Origin of the sequence: Nonomuraea sp. NPDC052265 (genome assembly GCF_044547985.1) — a bacterium.
In the GTDB taxonomy this organism is placed as follows: Bacteria; Actinomycetota; Actinomycetes; order Streptosporangiales; family Streptosporangiaceae; genus Nonomuraea.
Genome location: NZ_JBIUBJ010000003.1, coordinates 144,457 through 158,364, shown reverse-complemented (window position 1 = coordinate 158,364; position 13,908 = coordinate 144,457). Strand labels below are relative to the sequence as shown.

Here is a 13,908-nt window from a genome sequence, read left to right as displayed (position 1 = left end):
CCTCGATGGCGCCGTCAGTGGGACGATGAGTCTCGTGGCGTATTTCGACGCGGCCTCGAGCGAGCCGCTGCACCCTCAGGCACGCGAGGCGCTGCTGGCGGCGATCGACGTCGGCTGGGCCGACCCCGCGAGACTGTACACCCAGGCCCGCCGCGCTCACCTGCTGCTGGAACAGGCCCGCACGGAGGTGGCCGAGGCGCTCGGCGCGCGCCCCGACGAGGTGTCGTTCACCTCGTCCGGCACGCAGGCCGCGCATCTCGGCGTGCTCGGCACCCTACACGGCAGGCGCAGGGTCGGGCGTCATCTGGTCACCAGCGCGGTCGAGCACTCCAGCGTGCTGCACGCGGCCGGTGTGCACGAACGCGACGGCGGCACGGTCGAGACCGTGGGCGTGGGCCTGGAAGGCCGGGTCGACCTCGACGCGTTCGCGCGGGCGGTCGCGGCTCCCGGCACCGCGCTGGCCTGCCTGCAGACGGCCAACCACGAGGTCGGCACGGTCCAGCCGGTCGCCGAGGCCGCCGCCGCGTGCCGGGCCCACGGGGTGCCGCTGCTGGTCGACGCGGCCCAGACCGCGGGCCGCATGCCGATCCCGCCCGGCTGGTCGGTGCTGACCGCGAGCGCCCACAAGTGGGGCGGTCCGGCCGGGGTGGGCGTGCTGGCGGTGCGCAAGGGCACGCGCTTCCGCTCGTTCCTGCCCGAGGACGAGCGCGAGCGGCGGCGGGTCCCGGGCTTCGAGAACGTGCCGGGCATCGTGGCCGCGGCGGCGGCGCTGCGCGCGATGAGCGCCGAGGCGGCCCAGGAGCAGGCGCGGCTGTCCACGCTCGTCGCCAGGATCAGGCAGACCGTCCCGAAGGTCGTGCCGGACGTGGAGGTGATCGGCGACCCGGTCGGCCGGGCGCCCCACATCGTGACGTTCTCCTGTCTCTACGTCGACGGCGAGGCGCTGCTCACCGAGTTGGACAAGGCCGGATTCGCCGTATCGTCCGGAAGCTCGTGCACCGCTAGTACGCTTCGTCCATCGCACGTCCTCGAAGCGATGGGCGTGCTGACGCATGGGAATGTCCGGGTGTCGCTGCCCAGGGGCACGTCCGCGGCCGAGGTCGACCGGTTCCTGGCCGTGCTGCCCGATCTGGTGCGCCGCATCCGGCACGACGCAGGAGTCGCATGACCGAGGTAACTCAGCCGTCGTTGACGATCGACGCGCTCGGGAAGAAGTGCCCGATCCCGATCATCATGCTCGCCGAGCAGATCAACCACGTGCCACTCAACGCCGTGGTGGCCGTGCTGGCCGACGACCCGGCGGCCTACACCGACGTGCCGGCGTGGTGCCGGTTGAAGTCCCACCGCCACGTGGCCTCGTACGAGTTGCCCACGGGCGGCTGGGCCATCCACGTGATGCGCAACTACTGACGGTTTGTGGGTAGGGCCCTCCCCTGACGGGACATCGACCATTCGGGGGTAACCATGGCCAAGGGGAACGAGACCGCCCGCGACGTGATGAGCACGGGCGCGGAGTGCATCGCCACGCACGAGACGCTCGACCGGGCGGCGCAGATGATGCGCAACAGCAACGTGGGCGCGCTGCCCGTGTGCGGGCCCGACGACCGCGTGTCGGGCATCATCACCGACCGCGACATCGTGATCAAGTGCATCGCGGCCGGTCATGACCCCGCGCAGGTGACGGCGGGCGAGCTGGCGACCGGCCTGGTCTGGGTGCCGGCGGACGCCACCGTGCAGGAGGCGCTGTCGCGCATGGAGCAGAACCAGATCAAGCGGCTGCCCGTGCTGGAGGGCGACCGCATCGTCGGCATGATCAGCGAGGCCGACCTCGCCCGGCATCTGCCCGACGACCAGCTCGCCGAGTTCGTGCACCGGGTGTACGCCAACCGCTGACACCCATACCGGGGATCGCCCCGCCGCGCCGGACGGCGGGCGGGGCGTACGGCTGTCAGGGGTGGTAGCAGCGCACGTGGCCGGCGATCTCGGCCGCGGCCTCGGCGCCGTAGGCGGCCGTGAAGCGCTCCAGGAAGACCTTCTGGCCCAGCTCGTACTCCTGGCCGCCGACGCGCTCCAGCACGTGCGTGGCCGTGAGGTTGCCGATCTGACCGCAGCGCTCCAGCGGCAGGCCCCAGGCCAGGCCGGACAGGAAGCCGGCGCGGAAGGCGTCGCCGACGCCCGTGGGGTCGGCCTTGCCCCGCTCGGGGGCCGGGGCGACCTGGATGGAGGGCTCGCCCTTGCGGTCGATGACCGCGCCCTTGGGGCCGAGCGTGGTGATCCGGACGCCGACCCGGTCGAGGATCTCCTCGTCGGACCAGCCGGTCTTCTGCTCGATGAGCCCCTTCTCGTAGTCGTTGGAGAACAGGTAGGCGGCGCCGTCGACGAGCTGCCTGATCTGCTCGTCCTCCATGCGGGCGAGCTGCTGGGAGATGTCGGCGGCGAAGGGGATGCCGCGCTGGCGGCATTCGTCGGTGTGCCGCAGCATCGCGTCGGGGTCGTTGGGGCTGATCAGCACCAGGTCGATCCCGCCGAGCCGGGCGGAGACCGGCTGCAGCTCGATCAGCCGCGCCTCGGCCATCGCCCCGGTGTAGAAGGAGGCGATCTGGTTGTGGTGCTCGTCGGTGGTGCACAGGAAGCGCGCGGTGTGCCGCGTCTCGGAGATGTGCACGGACTCGCAGTCGACGCCGTGGCGCTCCAGCCAGGAGCGGTAGTCGGCGAAGTCGTTGCCGACGGCCCCCACCAGGATCGGCTTGAGGCCGAGGCAGCCCATGCCGAAGGCGATGTTGGCCGCGCAGCCGCCGCGACGGATCTGAAGGTCGTCCACCAGGAACGAGAGCGACACCCGGTCGAGCTGCTCGGCGATGAGCTGATCGCCGAAGCTTCCTGGGAACGTCATCAGGTGGTCTGTCGCGATGGAGCCGGTTACGGCGATGCGCACGGGATTCTTCTTCCTCGTTGTCAGCAGGCCAATGAGCCCCACGAGAATACGCGAAGGTCCCGCTCGCACAAAGGCGGGCGGGACCCCACGAGCCGAAGCCGTGACCCCTTAGTTGAACGAGTCGCCACAGGCGCAGGAGCCGGTGGCGTTGGGGTTGTCGATGGTGAAGCCCTGCTTCTCGATCGTGTCGACGAAGTCGATGCTGGCGCCCAGCAGGTAGGGGGCGCTCATGCGGTCGGTGACCACGCTGACACCACCGAAGTCCGTCACCACGTCACCGTCCATGGAACGGTCGTCGAAGAAGAGCTGGTAGCGCAGGCCGGAGCAACCACCCGGCTGCACGGCGACCCTCAGCTGCAGCCCCTCCTCGCCCTGCTGCTCCAGCAGGCTCTTGACCTTCGCGGCGGCCGCGTCAGTCAGGATCAGGCCCTGCGTCGTGGTCTCGCTGCTCTCAACCGTCATCTGCTGACTCCCTAACCCGGCTGTCTGATTCCGACGTCCTACTGATGACGCTACCAACACCTCGCCCATGCCACACATTCCCGGGTCCCCTACCCCCGGAATAACCACGTTCGTCCGTGTGTCATAGTGAGTATCGTCAAAACGACGATAAGGGGGTATGGCGATGGCCACCCAGACTGGGCTGCCGCTCTTCGTCCTCGGGCAGGGCGCCGATCCGCACAGCGAGAAGGGCGTCGACTGCCCCGGCGAGCTGCCGCCCGCGTCCGACCCTGACCTGGTCGAACGCGCCCGCAAGGCCAAGGAGGCGCTGGGCGACCGCCTGTTCGTGCTGGGCCACCACTACCAGCGCGACGAGGTCATCCAGTTCGCCGACGTGACGGGCGACTCCTTCAAGCTCGCCCAGCAGGCCGCGGCGCGGCCCGAGGCGGAGTTCATCGTCTTCTGCGGCGTGCACTTCATGGCCGAGTCCGCCGACATCCTGACCGGCGACGCCCAGAAGGTGGTGCTGCCCGACCTCGCCGCCGGGTGCTCCATGGCCGACATGGCCACGTTCGATCAGGTGGAGGAGTGCTGGGAGGCCCTTGAGGACGCCGGTCTGGCCGGCGAGGTGGTCCCCGTCACGTACATGAACTCCAGCGCCGACATCAAGGCGTTCTGCGGGCGCAACGGCGGCGTGGTGTGCACCTCCTCCAACGCCAGGAGGGCCCTCGACTGGGCGTTCGAGCAGGGCCGCAAGGTCTTGTTCCTGCCCGACCAGCACCTCGGGCGCAACACGGCGGTCCTGGAGATGGGCATGTCGCTGGAGGACTGCGTGGTCTGGAACCCCCACCGCCCCGGCGGCGGGCTGACCCGCGAGCAGCTCGACCGGGCGCGGATGATCCTGTGGAAGGGCCACTGCTCGGTGCACGGCCGCTTCACGGCCGAGTCCGTCGACGACGTACGCGCGCGCATCCCCGGCGTGAACGTGCTCGTCCACCCCGAGTGCCGGCACGAGGTGGTGCTCAAGGCCGACCACGTGGGCTCGACCGAGCACATCATCAAGACCCTCCAGGCCTCTCCCGCCGGTTCGAGCTGGGCCGTCGGCACCGAGCTCAACCTGGTCAAGCGGCTGGCCGCCATGTTCCCCGACAAGAACGTGTCGTTCCTGGACCGGACGGTCTGCTACTGCTCCACCATGAACCGGATCGACCTGCCGCACCTGGTGTGGGCGCTGGAGTCGCTCGTCCTGGGCGACGTCGTCAACCGGATCACGGTGGACGAGGACACCGCCCACTGGGCCAGGGTCGCCCTGGACCGCATGCTTGCCCTCCCGTAACGCCCTCCCCCACGGCGCCCTCCCCCACGGGGAGGGACGGCCCGCGGCGAGGAGCGCCCGCCCTCGCCGCGGGCCGGCACGGCTACGCGAAGTCGTAGCCGACGCGCACGTCGACCGTCAGGGTCTGGCGGCCGGGGCTGACCGAGGAGCCGCCGTCGGCCGCCGCGGCCATCGTGACCAGCGGCTGCGGGCCGCCGCCCCGGATCTCCTCGGAGATCGACACGACCGGGCCGAGCAGGCGTCCGGCCAGCTCGGCGTACTGGGCGGCCTTGGCGGCGGCGTCCCTGAAAGCTCTCGTCCTGGCCTGGCCGAGGACCGCCGCCGGGTCGGACAGCTCGAAGGCCACGCCGTTGAGCCGGGCCTCCTCGCCCACGCCGGCGACCGTGTCGATGACGGCGTCGGCCCGCGACAGGTCCCTGACGACCACCTCGACGCCCTGGGCCGCCCGGTAGGCGGAGATGTTCGGGTAGACCTCGTACTCGGGGCCCAGGGAGAGCTCGACCGTGCGCACGTCGTGGGCCGCGACGCCCGCTCCGGCCAGTGCGTCGGCCAGCCGGGCCGCGGCGGCCCTGACCGCCGTGAACGCCTCGGACGCCGACGGCCTGCGCACCTCGACGCCCGCCAGCAACCGCAGGACGTCGGGCGCGGCCTGCACGCTGCCCTCACCGACGACGGAGATGTCCACGCCTGCCCCCCTCGACTGGGTTCGCCTCGATCCTACGGCCGTGTCACACGGCGTCCACGATCGCCCCTGGGGCGTCCAGCTCGATCCGGCGCCCCTGGCCGGGCAGGAGGACGAGCTTGGCGTCGAGGTAGCACGCCAGGCGCTCCTGACGGGCGTCCCGGGCTCCGGCGCCGAGCACGGTGACCGGGATGTCGGGAAAGGGGTGACCGGCCCTGATGCTGCGGAGGTCGGCGGCCATGTCGCGGCGGGCCAGCCACTCCCCCGCCACCGCCGCGGGCACCTTGCCCATGCGGTACACGCCGAAGGGGTCGCCCGTGCCCGTGACCAGGCGGTGCGCCGGCGGCCCGGCCAGGCGGGCCAGCACGTTCGCGCCCCACGTGCCGCCCAGCGCGGGCAGCCACGCGCCCAGGACGGCGGCGAGCGCGAGCGGCCGGCGTCCGGGCGGCGGGCTCGGGTCCACCAGGACGAGCTTGGCCACGCACAACGGGTGCAGCCGGGCGAAGGCCTCGGCGTGCCAGCAGGACAGGCCGTGCGCGACCAGGGTGACCCGGGACGGGTGCGAGGGGGCCAGCGCGGCCAGCCGGGCCACCTCGGCGTACAGGGTGGGCCGGTCGGTCGCGGGAGGGCTGAGACCGAGCCCCGGCCGGTCGAAGCGGACGACCCGGTGGCAGGCGGCCAGCCCGGCGGCCACGGCGTCCCAATGGAACCAGGCGCCGCCGAGGCCCGCCGTGACGAGCACGCCGGGGCCCGCGCCCTGGTCGACGACGTGCGGGGGGCCGCAGGGGGCCTCGTCGCCGTCGTGGACGAGCAGCCTGAGCGCCACGTACACCACCCAGACGGCGACCATCGTGAGCTGGATCCGGTGCGCGACGCCGGCCAGCCGCCCGGCGGCCAGGGCGGCCAGCATGAGCCCGGCGGCCCCCGCGTTCAGGCCGGTGAACAGCCACGACACCCACGAGCGCCAGCGCGCCGACAGCAGCGCCATGCCGGTCAGCAAGGCCGTCGTGGCCAGCGCGCCGGCCACCATGTGGAGCCGGTGGGAGACCCCGTCGCCACGGCAGGTGGGGTCGCTGAGCGCAGCGCAGTCGAGCGGGACCAGGCCGGAGACGACCGTCAGCAGCCCGAACGCGGCCAGCGCGAGCCAGCCCGCCCACTCACGCGCCACCCTCGGCAGGGTCGCCACGGCGGTCAGGAAGGCCAGCCCGGACAGCACGTCGCTGACCCGGAACAGGCGCGTCCAGGGCTGGTCGCGGGCGGCCAGCTCGCTGACGTAGCCGTCGGTCCTGTCCACGGCGGGCGTGGTGAACTGGCCGGTGATCCACGCGCTGTACAGCACGGCAGCCACGATGAGCGCCGATGCCGCGGCGATGAACAACCTTCGCTCCACGTGATGATTACATCACCATCGGTGGTCAAAGCCCCGGAGCACCCCATACCGGGAACCATCGGCTGAGGTCGGCCTCCAGCGGCAGCTCGCCCTCCAGAGCCCCTCTGACCTGCAGTTCGAGGGCATTGTCGCGTCTGTTCCCGGGCAGCGGCGCGAACGGGTAGAACGTGCCGCGCTTGTACAGGTAGACGACCGCCAGCCGTTTCCCGCCGGGATCGGCGAACGACACCAGCGAGCACAGCAACGAGGGCCCGAACCCGGCCGACTCCAGCGAGGAGTTGACCGCGTGCAGCTCGGTGACCAGGTCACCGACGTCGTCGGGGGCGCGGCGGACCAACAGCCAGGTGTAGCCGTAGCCGTCGTCGGACTCCTCGACGCGCCCGCCGAGCAGCGCCTTGACGTCGCTCTCCAGCGTGGCGAACGCGCCGCCCTCCGCGGCCCTGAACGACACCGAGCCGAGACCGGTGGGGACGAGACCGGTCGCGGCCTGGAGCGTCACGGCCGCGGACGGCAGCGCGAACAGCGCGTCGAGGTTGGGCTTGACCGGCTTGGACCGGCCCAGCAGCGAGTCGAGCCAGCCCATTGCGGCCTCAGCCCCTTCCGAGCTGCTTGGAGATGGACGCGAGGAGTTCGAGCCGCCGCTCCAGCGGCGGGTGCGTGGAGAACAGGTTCGCCAGCGTCTCCCCCTTGGCCAGGGCCGGGGCGAAGTAGAAGGCGTTGAACGGCGCCGCCTCGCGCAGGTCGGTCGTCGGGATGCGCGCCATGTCGCCGGTGACCTTGGTCAGCGCGCTGGCCAGGGCAGAGGGACGCTGCGTGAGCAGGGCTCCGGCCCGGTCGGCGGCCAGCTCGCGGTAGCGCGACAGGGCTCTGGTGAGCAGGAAGCTGACGGCGTACACGATGATCGAGACGAGCATGATGATCAGCCCGACCGGTATGCCGCCCTGGCCGTTGTCCCGCCGCCCGCCGAAGCCGGCGTACAGGGCGAACCTCGTCATGAGCCCCGCGACGATGCCCAGGAACGAGGCGATCGTCATGACGGCGACGTCGCGGTGGGCGACGTGCGACAGCTCGTGCGCCAGGACGCCTTCGAGCTCCTGCGGCTCCAGGCGGCGCAGGATGCCCGTCGTCACGCAGACGACGGCCCGCTTCTGGTTACGGCCGGTGGCGAAGGCGTTGGGGACGTCGGAGTCGGCGATCGCCACCCGCGGCTTCGGCATGTCGGCCAGCGCGCACAGCCGGTCGATCAGGCCGTGGAGCTCGGGGGCCTCCTGCGGGGAGACCTCCCGTCCGTGCATCGCGAACAGGGCGATGCGGTCGGACAGGAAGTACTGCACCAGCAGCAGCCCCCCGGCGATCACCAGCACGGACAGGGCGCGCACGCCGAGGGCGATCAGCACCCCGACGAACGCCACGTAGAGCAGCCCCAGCAGGAACATCGTCACGACCATGCGGCGGGTCAGGCCGCTGTCGGACGCGAACCGCGTGCCCACGGGGATCAGCCCGGAATGAGGCCTTGATCGCCCAGCATCTCCCGGACCTCCTCGATCGAGGCGTCCGCGGGGGGAAGGATCAGCTCTGACGGCTCAAGGCTGTCGTCGGGAAGCGCCTTGCCCACATGGCGCACTTTGTCGAGCAACGCGTGCAGCTTGACGCGGAAGGCCTTCTCGTCACCGGTCTCGATGGCGGCCTCGAGCTCGCTGTCGAGCTCGTTGAGCACCGTGATGTCGTCCGGCGAGATCTCGACCTGGCCCTCGCCCATGATTCTGACGATCATGCGTTCTCCCCGGGCTGACGCAGCTGCTGGGTGTGACCCTGCTGCTGCGGCTGGGCCTGCTGCTGGGGCTGGCCCTGCTCGATGGCGCTCTTGGGCGCCGGGCCCTGGCCCAGCTCGGACTTCATCCGGGCCAGCTCCAGCTCGACGTCCATGCCGCCGCCCATGCGGTCGAGCTCGGCCTGGATGTCGTCGCCGCGGGTGCCGCTGAAGTCGTCGAGCGCGCCGCTGGCCAGCAGCTCGTCGATCGCGCCGGCGCGGGCCTGCATCTGTGCCGTCTTGTCCTCGGCGCGCTGGATCGCCAGGCCGACATCGCCCATCTCCTCGGAGATGCCGGAGAACGCCTCGTTGATGCGCGTCTGGGCCTCGGCGGCGGTGTAAGTCGCCTTGATCGTCTCCTTCTTCGTGCGGAAGGAGTCGACCTTGGCCTGCAGCCGCTGGGAAGCCGTGGTCAGCTTCTCCTCCTCGGCCTGCAGGTTGTCGTGCTGGACCTTGAGGTCGGCCATCTGCCCCTGCAGATTGGACCGCCGCTGCAGGGCCTCGCGCGCAAGGTCCTCGCGCCCGACGGACAGCGCCTTGCGGCCCTGGTCCTCGTAGCGCCTGGCCTGGGCCTCCAGGCCGTTGATCTGCAGTTCTACCCGCTTGCGCGAGGTGGCCACGTCGGCCACCCCTCGACGCACCTTCTGCAGCAACTCGAGCTGCCGCTGATAGGAGTAGTCAAGCGTCTCGCGCGGATCCTCCATCTTGTCCAGGGCCTTGTTGGCCTTGGACTTGAAGATCATCGAAAGTCTCTTCATCACGCTCATGCGCGTCGGCCGTCCCCTTCTAGGTCGTGCTGGTGTTCACCCAATGCAGCGCAGCCGCCTTGGGATTACCCTACGCATAACGCACGGGGGCGTCACTAAGTTGCAGTCCAGGTAGGGTTGACGTGTGTTGCGACGCCGATCCCAAACCTCCGTGGACGACACCCCCGTCCCCGTTGACGATCCTAAGCCCCAGGGTAAAGGTCGTCCCACACCCAAGCGCCGGGATGCCGAGGGCAGACGACGCCAGCCGGTCTCCGCGCCGAAGGACCGCAAGGAGGCCTATCGGCAGATGCGGACCAAGCAGGCCGCCGAGCGCGACCGGGCCCGCAAGGGCATGCTCGCAGGTGATGAGCGTTTTCTTCCCGTTCGCGACAAGGGTCCGGCGCGCAAGTTCGCGCGCGACTGGGTCGACTCGCGGCGCCTGCCGAGCCAGTACTTCCTGCCGTTCTCGCTACTGATCCTGCTGGCGACCTGGGTGCCGTGGCCGATCGAGGTCCGTGCCCAGGTGCTCAACATCGTGATCGCGGTCGGCTGGCCCATCATGATGGTCGGCGTCCTGTTCACCTCCGTCTACGTGGCATGGAAGGTGAAGAAGGAGGTCGCGGCCAAGCTCCCCAACGAGAGCGTGAAGGGCGTCGGCTTCTACGCGGCGATGCGGGCTTTGCAGATCCGCAAGCTGCGTTTCCCGCCGCCCACGGTGCTGCCGGGCGGGAAGCCCGCGCCGCCCAAGAAGTAGCCCCGGTTTTCCGATTTCTCGGGAAACCGGCTCATCGGCTTTCTCGGGAAACCGGCTCATCGGCTTTCTCGGGAAACCGGCTCATCGGCGACGCCCGCGTGCCCATCACCGTCCGGTGGTGGGCATTCGTGCATCCCCCTTCCGGCCCGCCTTCAGCGCGCCCGCCTTCAGCGTGCCGGTCTCCAGCGCAGGAGGCCGTCGCCGACCGCCGGGCGGCGGCCGTCGATCGTCCCGCCGCGTTCGAGGGTGTCGGCGACGGTCCGCAGCAGCGTGTACGTCGACCGCAGCCGCCTGCCCGTGGCCCCGGCCACCGTCCCGTCGGCGGAGCTCACGGTGGCGTACGCCGTGGTGCCGTCGAAGGCGGTGTAGGACAGGAACGGGATCAGCAGGCCGTCCCAGGACCCGGCCGGTTCGCGGGCGCACATCTCGCGCCAGGCGTCCCTGATGCCGCGGACGGTGAGCTGGTCGCGCGCCCCGGGGCGGAAGCCCAGCACGCCGGCCCCGCGCGCGCCGTTGTGCCGCAGCAGGGAGGCGCGCAGGGCGTCGGGGAAGTCCACGCCCATCTGCGACTCGGCCACGGCGATCGTGCGTGCCCTGGCCGGGGCGCCGAGCGTGCGGTAGGTGCGGGGGGCGTTGCGCTTGAGCCAGCGTTCGATGCGCCGCCACTGGCCGTCCACGGCCCGCTTGACGTCGGGCGCGACCCTGCGGGGGTCGATCGGCCGGCGCCGGGGCGCGCAGTTGGGGGCCTGGGCGGCGGACGCGTCCGGAGTGGGCCGGTCGGTCGCCACCGGGTCGGCCGGGGACTCCACGGACGTCACGGACGTCAGGGGCTCGCCTCCGGCCGGGGACTGCTGCTGCTCGGTGGCGGCGCGCACGAGGGCCTGGACGTCGCGCCGCGCCGACGTACCCATCAGGGCGAACCCCAGCGTGAGGGCCACGACGACCGCGACGACCAGCCACAGCAGGGCCGTTCCCGCGCGCCGGGACCGCCGGGCGGGCACCGGCACGGACGGCGGCACGGACGGCGGCGGCACGGCCCGCGGCAGGCGGGCGCGGCGGCGTAACCGCACCGCGAGGGCGATCAGGACGGCCGCGGTGAGAGCCTGGCGGACGAGCTTGAGCACGTCGCGCACCCTATCCCGAATCGAATCGGCTCATGTGACGCTCTAAGGTCGAACGTATGGAATTCCGACACCTCGGTCGTAGCGGTCTCCTGGTCAGCGAGATCAGCTACGGCAACTGGCTCACCCACGGCTCCCAGGTCGAGGAGGACGCCGCCAAGCTGTGCGTGCAGGCGGCGCTCGACGAGGGCATCACCACCTTCGACACCGCCGACGTCTACGCGGGGACGAAAGCCGAGGAGGTGCTCGGCCGGGCGCTCAAGGGCGTCCGCAGGGAGTCGCTGGAGATCTTCACCAAGGTCTACTGGCCCACCGGCCCCGGCAAGAACGACCGCGGCCTGTCCCGCAAGCACATCACCGAGTCGATCAACGCCTCGCTGCGCCGCCTCCAGACCGACTACGTCGACCTGTACCAGGCCCACCGCTTCGACAACGAGACGCCCCTTGAGGAGACCCTCAAGACCTTCGACGACCTCGTACGGCAGGGCAAGGTGCTCTACGTCGGCGTCAGCGAGTGGACGGCCGAGCAGATCGGCCGGGCGCTGAAGATCGCCGACGAGATGGGCTTCGACCGGATCGTGTCGAACCAGCCCCAGTACTCGATGTTGTGGCGGGTCATCGAGTCGGAGGTCGTGCCGCTGAGCGAGCGCGAGGGCGTCGGCCAGATCGTCTGGTCGCCGATCGCGCAGGGCGTGCTCACCGGCAAGTACCTGCCCGGTCAGCAGCCTCCGCAGGGCTCGCGGGCGACCGACGCGAGCGGCAGCGCCATGATCGCGCGTTACATGAACGACGACGTGCTCACCCGCGTGCAGGAGCTCAAGCCGATCGCCGACGACCTCGGCCTGACCATGGCCCAGCTCGCCGTCGCCTGGGTGCTGCAGAACCCGAACGTCTCCAGCGCCATCGTCGGCGCCACCCGCCCCGAGCAGGTGCGCGACAACGTCAAGGCGGCCGGCGTCAAGCTGGAGGACGACGTGCTGAAGCGCATCGACGACGTGCTCGGCACGGTCGTGGAGCGCGACCCGGCCAAGACGGTGAGCCCGCCCACCCGTCCGTAACCGGGACGACGAGAACCCCTTGAGCCAATGCGCTCAAGGGGTTTTTCTTTTATCCGGATCACTCCGGACGCAATGACATTCCCGTGTATTCGACGCGGTCCTCGTCGAGCAGCGCCACCTGCTCGACTCCGGATTCGAGCAGGTCACGCCAGTTCTCCCCGAGCCAGGACTCCGCGTCGGCCTGACTCGGAAAGACCTCTCGCGGCAAAGGGCTGTCCGTCACCTCACCACCATTTGCATCTTCATAACGCCACCGCCATGTCATGGCACACGCTCCTTCTCCGCGGGTTCGCCGGCGCTTTCCCTCCGACGGCACTGGAACCCTACTCCCGAGCTCGGAGGTCCATCGATGCCGCGCGCGTGCCGTGTTGCGGCTGGGGCCGTCCTCGGGGCGGCCGCCTTACCCTGGCCGGGCGCCGCCCGCCCCGGCGCCCGCCACGAAGCCCACCCCGGCCCCCTGAGCCGCCCCGCCGCCCCCTCCACGCCACCCGCCAAGGTCGCGGTCCCCGGACGGCGAGCCGCCGTTCTCCGGATCGCAGGCCCGTTACCCTTCGGCGGTGAGGTGGCTGGTCTTCGGGTCGGTAGCCTCTGGGCGGTGAAGCTTCTTCTCCCCGGGACCGCAGGCCAGGCGGGGTGGCCCGTGGACGGGTGCCCGTGCGCCTCGTGCGCCCGGCTTCCCCAAGGCCGTCGCCGCCCCTTCGAGCTGGTCGTGGACGACGTGGCACGTTTCCCCTTCACCGGCGAGCGCGCGTTCGGCGACGGGCTGGGGCTGGTGGGGGCGGGCGGTGAGGCGGTGCTGTGCCTGCCGCCGGACCGCGAGCCCCCCGCCGACGGCCCCGCCCGGTACGACGTCGTCGTGCTCGACCTGCTCGACCGCCCGCATCGGCTCGGCGAGCTGCGCCGGGCCGGGCTGGCCGACGACCGCACCACGGTGGTGGCCGCGTGGCTGGACCACCGCATCAGGTCGGAGGACGAACTCGCCAGGCGGCTGCGGCTGTGGGGGGCGGTGGCCGTGCCGGACGGGACGGTCCTGGAGAGCGGCCGGGCGAGCGGCCGGGCGGTGCGCGAGAGGCCGCCGCGCCGGGCGTTGCTGCTCGGCGGGTCCAGGTCGGGCAAGTCGGCCGAGGCCGAGCTGCGGCTGGCGGCCGAGCCGTACGTCACCTATGTCGCCACCGGCGGCGACGGCGCGGCGGACGGCGAGTGGGCGGCGCGGGTGCGGGCGCACCGGGAACGGCGGCCCGTCCACTGGGACACGGCCGAGACCACGGACCTGGCGGCGGTCATCGGCGCGGCGAGCACGCCCTTGCTGATCGACGGGCTGGGCACGTGGCTGGCGGCGGTGTTCGACGAGCACGGGGCGTGGGACGGCGACCGCGCGCCGGTCGGCCGGCGCTGCGCGGAGCTGGTCGCGGCGTGGCGTGGCACGCCGGTGCCGCTCGTGGCGGTCTCGGACGAGGTGGGGATGGGTGTGGTGCCCGCCACGTCCGCCGGCCGGGCCTTCAGGGACGCGCTCGGCAAGCTCAACGAACAGCTCGCCGCCGAGTCCGAGTACGTCGCCCTGGTGGTCGCGGGACGCCCCCTGGAGCTCTGACCCTCCCGAGAACCTCGCGAGCCGGGGTCGCGGACCGTCGG

General features: G+C 71.5%; 17 protein-coding genes. 7 read left to right on the top strand and 10 right to left on the bottom strand.

The window, feature by feature from the left end; all coding sequences use genetic code 11:
- The first annotated feature begins 25 nt into the window (after positions 1-25).
- From ACIHAD_RS10200 to ACIHAD_RS10190, 3 genes are read left to right on the top strand one after another with little or no spacing between them, the layout of a single operon-like run.
- Entirely contained in the window at positions 26-1,168 is a 1,143-nt protein-coding gene (locus ACIHAD_RS10200; RefSeq protein ID WP_397354043.1) for a cysteine desulfurase family protein, read from the top strand.
- A complete protein-coding gene (locus ACIHAD_RS10195; protein ID WP_397354042.1) occupies positions 1,165-1,410 on the top strand; it encodes a sulfurtransferase TusA family protein in 246 nt (81 codons plus the stop codon). The genes ACIHAD_RS10200 and ACIHAD_RS10195 overlap by 4 nt, the downstream gene beginning before the upstream one ends.
- 54 nt (positions 1,411-1,464) lie before the next feature.
- Positions 1,465-1,893 carry a CBS domain-containing protein gene (locus ACIHAD_RS10190; protein ID WP_397354041.1) on the top strand — a complete coding sequence of 143 codons (429 nt, stop codon included), beginning with the start codon at positions 1,465-1,467 and terminating at the stop codon, positions 1,891-1,893.
- A gap of 55 nt (positions 1,894-1,948) precedes the next feature.
- On the opposite strand, the gene ACIHAD_RS10185 is transcribed toward ACIHAD_RS10190, so the two are convergent.
- Positions 1,949-2,935 carry a carbohydrate kinase family protein gene (locus ACIHAD_RS10185; protein ID WP_397354040.1) on the bottom strand — a complete coding sequence of 329 codons (987 nt, stop codon included), beginning with the start codon at positions 2,933-2,935 and terminating at the stop codon, positions 1,949-1,951.
- Positions 2,936-3,043: 108 nt separating this feature from the next.
- Positions 3,044-3,397 (bottom strand): iron-sulfur cluster insertion protein ErpA, encoded by a 354-nt coding sequence (gene erpA / locus ACIHAD_RS10180; RefSeq protein ID WP_125630793.1) that lies wholly within the window; start codon positions 3,395-3,397, stop codon positions 3,044-3,046.
- Positions 3,398-3,554: 157 nt separating this feature from the next.
- On the opposite strand from erpA, the gene nadA reads away from it, so the two are divergent.
- On the top strand, positions 3,555-4,712 hold the full coding sequence (gene nadA / locus ACIHAD_RS10175) for a quinolinate synthase NadA (protein WP_397354039.1): 1,158 nt from the start codon (positions 3,555-3,557) through the stop codon (positions 4,710-4,712).
- Between the two features lie 82 nt (positions 4,713-4,794).
- On the opposite strand, the gene ACIHAD_RS10170 is transcribed toward nadA, so the two are convergent.
- The 6 genes from ACIHAD_RS10170 to ACIHAD_RS10145 are packed head-to-tail and all read right to left on the bottom strand — an operon-like array spanning position 4,795 to position 9,361.
- Positions 4,795-5,397 (bottom strand): SIMPL domain-containing protein, encoded by a 603-nt coding sequence (locus tag ACIHAD_RS10170; protein WP_397354038.1) that lies wholly within the window; start codon positions 5,395-5,397, stop codon positions 4,795-4,797.
- A 43-nt stretch (positions 5,398-5,440) separates the two neighbouring features.
- A complete protein-coding gene (locus tag ACIHAD_RS10165) occupies positions 5,441-6,784 on the bottom strand; it encodes an alpha/beta fold hydrolase (protein ID WP_397354037.1) in 1,344 nt (447 codons plus the stop codon).
- A 25-nt stretch (positions 6,785-6,809) separates the two neighbouring features.
- Complete coding sequence (locus ACIHAD_RS10160; RefSeq protein ID WP_397354036.1) at positions 6,810-7,367, bottom strand: hypothetical protein; 558 nt, start codon at positions 7,365-7,367, stop codon at positions 6,810-6,812.
- 7 nt (positions 7,368-7,374) lie between these two features.
- Complete coding sequence (htpX, locus tag ACIHAD_RS10155; RefSeq protein ID WP_397354035.1) at positions 7,375-8,274, bottom strand: zinc metalloprotease HtpX; 900 nt, start codon at positions 8,272-8,274, stop codon at positions 7,375-7,377.
- Between the two features lie 5 nt (positions 8,275-8,279).
- A complete protein-coding gene (locus ACIHAD_RS10150) occupies positions 8,280-8,558 on the bottom strand; it encodes a hypothetical protein (protein WP_357700674.1) in 279 nt (92 codons plus the stop codon).
- Positions 8,555-9,361, bottom strand: coding sequence for a PspA/IM30 family protein (locus ACIHAD_RS10145; RefSeq protein ID WP_397354034.1), 807 nt, complete (start codon positions 9,359-9,361; stop codon positions 8,555-8,557). The genes ACIHAD_RS10150 and ACIHAD_RS10145 overlap by 4 nt, the downstream gene beginning before the upstream one ends.
- A 124-nt stretch (positions 9,362-9,485) precedes the next feature.
- On the opposite strand from ACIHAD_RS10145, the gene ACIHAD_RS10140 reads away from it, so the two are divergent.
- Positions 9,486-10,097: a DUF3043 domain-containing protein gene (locus tag ACIHAD_RS10140; RefSeq protein WP_397354033.1), complete on the top strand. Its 612-nt coding sequence runs from the start codon at positions 9,486-9,488 to the stop codon at positions 10,095-10,097.
- A gap of 167 nt (positions 10,098-10,264) precedes the next feature.
- Here the strand turns inward: ACIHAD_RS10140 and ACIHAD_RS10135 are convergent, their stop codons facing one another.
- On the bottom strand, positions 10,265-11,221 hold the full coding sequence (locus ACIHAD_RS10135; RefSeq protein WP_397354032.1) for a hypothetical protein: 957 nt from the start codon (positions 11,219-11,221) through the stop codon (positions 10,265-10,267).
- Positions 11,222-11,277: 56 nt separating this feature from the next.
- Between ACIHAD_RS10135 and ACIHAD_RS10130 the strand changes: the two genes are divergently transcribed.
- Complete coding sequence (locus ACIHAD_RS10130; protein ID WP_397354031.1) at positions 11,278-12,276, top strand: aldo/keto reductase family protein; 999 nt, start codon at positions 11,278-11,280, stop codon at positions 12,274-12,276.
- A 58-nt stretch (positions 12,277-12,334) separates the two neighbouring features.
- On the opposite strand, the gene ACIHAD_RS10125 is transcribed toward ACIHAD_RS10130, so the two are convergent.
- Positions 12,335-12,541, bottom strand: coding sequence for a hypothetical protein (locus ACIHAD_RS10125; protein WP_397354030.1), 207 nt, complete (start codon positions 12,539-12,541; stop codon positions 12,335-12,337).
- A gap of 330 nt (positions 12,542-12,871) precedes the next feature.
- Here ACIHAD_RS10125 and ACIHAD_RS10120 point away from each other — a divergent pair, with 330 nt between their 5' ends.
- Positions 12,872-13,867 (top strand): bifunctional adenosylcobinamide kinase/adenosylcobinamide-phosphate guanylyltransferase, encoded by a 996-nt coding sequence (locus ACIHAD_RS10120; RefSeq protein WP_397354029.1) that lies wholly within the window; start codon positions 12,872-12,874, stop codon positions 13,865-13,867.
- Positions 13,868-13,908: the final 41 nt, after the last annotated feature.